The sequence below is a fragment of the Vibrio sp. Vb0667 genome (assembly GCF_033391095.1).
On record NZ_JAWPOL010000294.1, the window covers coordinates 1 to 1,156 of the forward strand.

The window sequence follows — 1,156 nt, forward strand, 5'->3', positions numbered from 1 at the left end:
GCTCATGCCCGCACCACCGATACCGATGAAGTGGATGCATTTCACGCGACGCATTTCTGGTACCATCGCGCGAATCTGAGCTAAGTCTTGTGTATGTTGGATAGTCATTAATTCGATTCTCAATAATTCGTTAACGCTTTTCGGTCAAAGCGACAATGGCTTGTGCGACAACTTTGTCAGCATCTAATTTTGCGGCACTGCGTGCCTTTTGAGCCATTGAAAGTAAAGCTTGGCGATCCAATTGTTGGATCTGTTGAGTCAAAGACTCCACGGTTAAATCAGGTTGTTCAATCATCTTCGCAGCACCGCATTCCACTAAGTGGTCGGCATTCAGTGCCTGTTGACGGTCTGTATGCATGAACGGGATAAAAATCGCGCCTACACCTGCTGCTGAGACTTCAGCTACCGTCCATGCGCCAGAACGGCACACTAGCAGATCTGCCCACGCATACGCTTGTGCAACATCATCAATAAACTCGGTCACTTCTGCATTAGCAACATTGTTCGCTTGATAAGCAGCTTGCACTTCTTGCGCTGCGCCTTTACCTGCTTGATGACGAATACAGTAGTCTTGTCCCAAGTTTGCCATCACCGCTGGCAATGTTTGATTAAGAATACGCGCCCCTTGGCTGCCGCCCATAACAAGAATACGAATTGGTCCTTCTCTCTCTTGCATACGTTGAGCGGGCTCATCCAACTGCGTTACGTCTTCACGTACTGGGTTACCGACAACCGCCGCAGAAGGAAATGCGCCGGGAAACGCTTGAAAGACTTTCTTAGCGATCTTTGATAGCCATTGATTTGTTAAACCTGCAACCGCGTTTTGTTCGTGTAGAACAACCGGGATACCGCTTAACCAAGCCGCGATACCACCCGGACCACTCACATAGCCGCCCATACCTAAAACGGCATCCGGCTGCCAGCGCTTCATGTGCGCTCGTGCTTGCATGATGGCATTAATAATTTGAAAAGGGGCAGCTAAAAGACGTTTAACGCCTTGGCCTCGCAGACCTTTTACTTTGATAAAGTCGATCTCAATACCATGCTTTGGCACCAAATCGGCTTCCATTCGATCCGCTGTACCTAACCAACGGATCTCCCAACCTTGCTCTTGAAGCTGTTTTGCTACCGCCAAACCTGGGAATACGTGACCGCC

At 49.2% G+C, this 1,156-nt stretch carries 1 protein-coding gene; it reads right to left on the reverse strand.

Going from position 1 to position 1,156, the window contains the following annotated elements:
- Window positions 1-130: 130 nt before the first annotated feature.
- The coding region (gene murG, locus R8269_RS25385; RefSeq protein WP_318222933.1) for an undecaprenyldiphospho-muramoylpentapeptide beta-N-acetylglucosaminyltransferase at window positions 131-1,156 on the reverse strand (1,026 nt) is incomplete at its 5' end.